This window comes from Pontibacterium sp. (assembly GCF_041587635.1).
GTDB lineage: Bacteria > Pseudomonadota > Gammaproteobacteria > Pseudomonadales > Balneatricaceae > Pontibacterium.
This window is the reverse complement of the sequence record NZ_JBFGYC010000459.1, coordinates 1-3284: the sequence shown is the minus strand read 5'-3', so window position 1 is coordinate 3284 and position 3284 is coordinate 1. Positions and strand designations below refer to the sequence as shown.

At 54.5% G+C, this 3284-nt stretch carries 2 protein-coding genes; both read left to right on the top strand.

Translation table 11 applies throughout. The features are described from left to right. The coding region (locus ABYW01_RS17415) for an MFS transporter (protein WP_372835195.1) at nucleotides 1–1274 on the top strand (1274 nt) is incomplete at its 5' end. 24 nt (nucleotides 1275–1298) lie between these two features. After that, nucleotides 1299–2951 carry an AMP-binding protein gene (locus tag ABYW01_RS17410; RefSeq protein ID WP_372835192.1) on the top strand — a complete coding sequence of 551 codons (1653 nt, stop codon included), beginning with the start codon at nucleotides 1299–1301 and terminating at the stop codon, nucleotides 2949–2951. The last annotated feature ends 333 nt before the right edge of the window (nucleotides 2952–3284 follow it).

Genomic DNA, 3284 nt, shown 5'->3' with positions numbered 1-3284 from the left:
TAGAAGGTGCAGAGCAGATGAGCCCGGAGGAGAGTTTGTTGCGGGTCGCTCCGCTGGGTTGGGTGCTGGTGGCCGGTGCATTGCTGGAGCTGGCGATGGCGTACCGATTGCCTCGGACGCAAGAGATCAATACCGAATCCCGTTTCGACTGGGGCGCGTATAGCAAAGGTAAAACGCTGAAATCCAATCTGGGCATGATCCTGAGCCATCGTCCGATCTTTCTGGCGATCATCGGTCTGGCGCTGTTCTGGTCGATCAGTCAGGTGATGCTGGCGGTGTTCCCGGCGTTTGCGGAAGAGCACTTAGATCAGCACAACACCTTTGTCATTCAGGGCGTCATGGCGCTGGCAGGGATCGGCATCATGCTGGGGTCGATTGTGGCGGGCAAACTGTCGAAGAAACATATCAATGTCGGGTTGATTCCGCTGGGTGCGGCAGGTGTTGCCACCGGCCTGATCCTTCTGCCGCAGATGCCTTCGATGGCGTGGCAGGGGGTGATGTTCCTGATGATCGGTCTGTTTGGTGCGATGCTGAACGTACCGCTGAACGCATTGATCCAGTTCAACGCCGGAGAGAACGAAAACGGGCGTGTACTGGCGGGTAATAACTTTATCCAGAACCTGACCATGTTTGGTTTTCTGGTCATCACGGTTGGCTGTGCCTATGTGGGTGTGGACGGACGTTGGTTGCTGTGGGCGCTGGCGGTGGTTGCGGTGTTGGGCACTGTACTGGCAATTATTTCGGTACCGGAAGCCTCCCTGCGCCTGATCGTGCTGGGTCTGATGAAGCGCAAATACAAACTGCAGGTGCTGGGGTTTGAGAACCTGCCGGAAGATGGCAAAGGTACGCTGTTGCTGGGTAACCATATCAGCTGGTTGGACTGGGCGATGATCCAGATGGCGTGTCCGCGTCATGTGCACTTTGTAATGGATCGGGGCATTTACGAGCGATGGTACCTGAAGTGGTTCCTGGATATCTACGGTGTGATTCCGATCTCAGGTGCTAAGAGCCGTACCGCCTTGAAGAAAGTCAGCGAGTTGTTGAACGAAGGCAAAGTGGTTTGTTTGTTCCCGGAAGGTTCGATCAGTCATACCGGTCAGATTGCAGAGTTCCGTCGTGGATTTGAACGTGCCTGTGAAGGTGCCGAAGGGGTGATCGTACCGTTCTACCTGCGTGGTCTTTGGGGCAGTCGTTTCTCACGCTCCACCGAGAAGATGAAAACCCTGCGTAACAGCGGTCTGCAACGTGATGTGATCGTGGCCTTTGGTAAGTAGCTGCCGATCAGCTCGAACGCCGAGATGGTGAAGAAGAAGGTCGCGGAATTGTCGATCCATGCGTGGGAAGAGCATACCCGTGGCATGGAAACGATCCCGGAAGCTTTTATTCGTACGGCTAAACAAGAGCCGACCGAGTGGGCGATCACCGAGGTGAAAGATACACCGCTGACACATCTGCGCTTGCTGACCGGTTGCGCGATTTTTGCCCGCCGTATCAAGAAAACCGACGGTCAGAATATCGGGCTGTTGATGCCCACTACGAACGCCGGTGCTATCGCTAACATGGCGTCGCTGATGGCGGGTAAAACAGTCGTGAATATAAACTTCACGTCACCGTCTGAGTCGATGCAGTCCGCACTGGAGCAGGCGGAAGTCTCCACTATCGTCACGGCGCATAAGTTTGTCGCCAAGCTGAAGCTGCGTGGTATCGATGTGGAGCCGCTGTTTGCCGGTCGCGATGTTCTGTATATGGAAGATATCAAAGCTGGTGTGAGCAAAGCCGAAGGGCTGATGACACTGGGGATGGTCAAGTTGCTACCGACCTTCCTGTTGCAGTGGATGCTGTGTAAACGCACTGATCTGGAAGATACCGCTGCGATTTTGTTCTCATCCGGTAGCGAAGGTGCACCTAAAGGGGTGATGCTCAGCCACCGTAATATTATGGCTAACCTGCGCCAGATCTCTGATGTACTCAATGTACGTGATTACGACAAGATCATGGCAACTTTGCCGCTGTTCCACGCATTTGGCCTCACAGTAACTTGCTTTATGCCGCTGATAGAAGGCATTCCTGTGATCTGTCATCCCGACCCGACGGATGCCCAGAATATCGGCAAAGGTGTTGCACGTTTCCGCGCCACCATCATGTGCGCCACCTCGACCTTCCTGCGTATCTACAGCCGCAACAGCAAGCTGCATCCGATGATGCTGGAAACCTTGCGTGTGGTGGTGGCCGGTGCTGAAAAGCTGGACCCGAAAGTACGGGATACCTTCGAAGCGCGTTTCCGCGTGCCGATTCAGGAAGGATACGGTTGTACGGAAACCACCCCGGTTGCGGGTGTGAACTTGCCGGATCATCTGGTCACCGATGGATGGGCGGTTCAGGTCGGTACGAAACAGGGGACTGTGGGCTTAGCATTGCCGGGTTCGACTTTCCGCATCGTTGATCCTGATACCCTGGAAGAACTGCCCACCGGTGACGATGGTCTGATACTGATTGGCGGTACGCAGATCATGAAAGGGTATCTCAATAACCCTGAGAAGACGGCGGATTCGATTGTCGAGATGGAAGGCGTGCGCTGGTATAAATCCGGTGACAAAGGTCATCTGGATGAAGACGGCTTCCTGACCATCGTGGATCGATATTCTCGTTTCGCTAAGTTAGGTGGTGAGATGGTTAGTCTGACCGCCGTGGAAGGCGAAGTTCGCCGTATTCTGGATCAGCCAGAACTGCCGCTGGTGGCGGTGAATATGCCGGATGCGAAAAAAGGTGAGAAGGTCATTTTGCTCGTGGAAAGTGAAGAAGCCGATAGCCTGCGTGACCAGTTGATTAAAGGTGGCATGCCCGGCCTGATGGTGCCTGCAGCCGTACATGCGGTGGAAACCGTGCCGGTTCTGGGTAGCGGTAAAACCAACTTCAGTATGGCGCGGGAGATGGCCGAAGCCTTGGTATAAGAGGGTTCAGATACAAGGTTTCTAATAATCATCTGTAGGGCAGGCTTTTAGCCTGCCGGTAGCCTGAAGGCTACCCTACAATGGGAGCTCTGTAGCCCCGTAGGTTGGATTGAGCAACGCGATACTTCAGCATGGCGCGGGAGATGGCTGAAGCCTTGGTATAAGCGGGTTCAGATACAAGGTTTCTAATAATCATCTGTAGGGCAGGCTTTTCGCCTGCCGGTAGCCTGAAGGCTACCCTACAATGGGAGCTTTGTAGCCCCGTAGGTTGGATTGAGCAACGCGATACTTCAGCATGGCGCGGGAGATGGCTGAAGCCTTGGTATAAGCGGG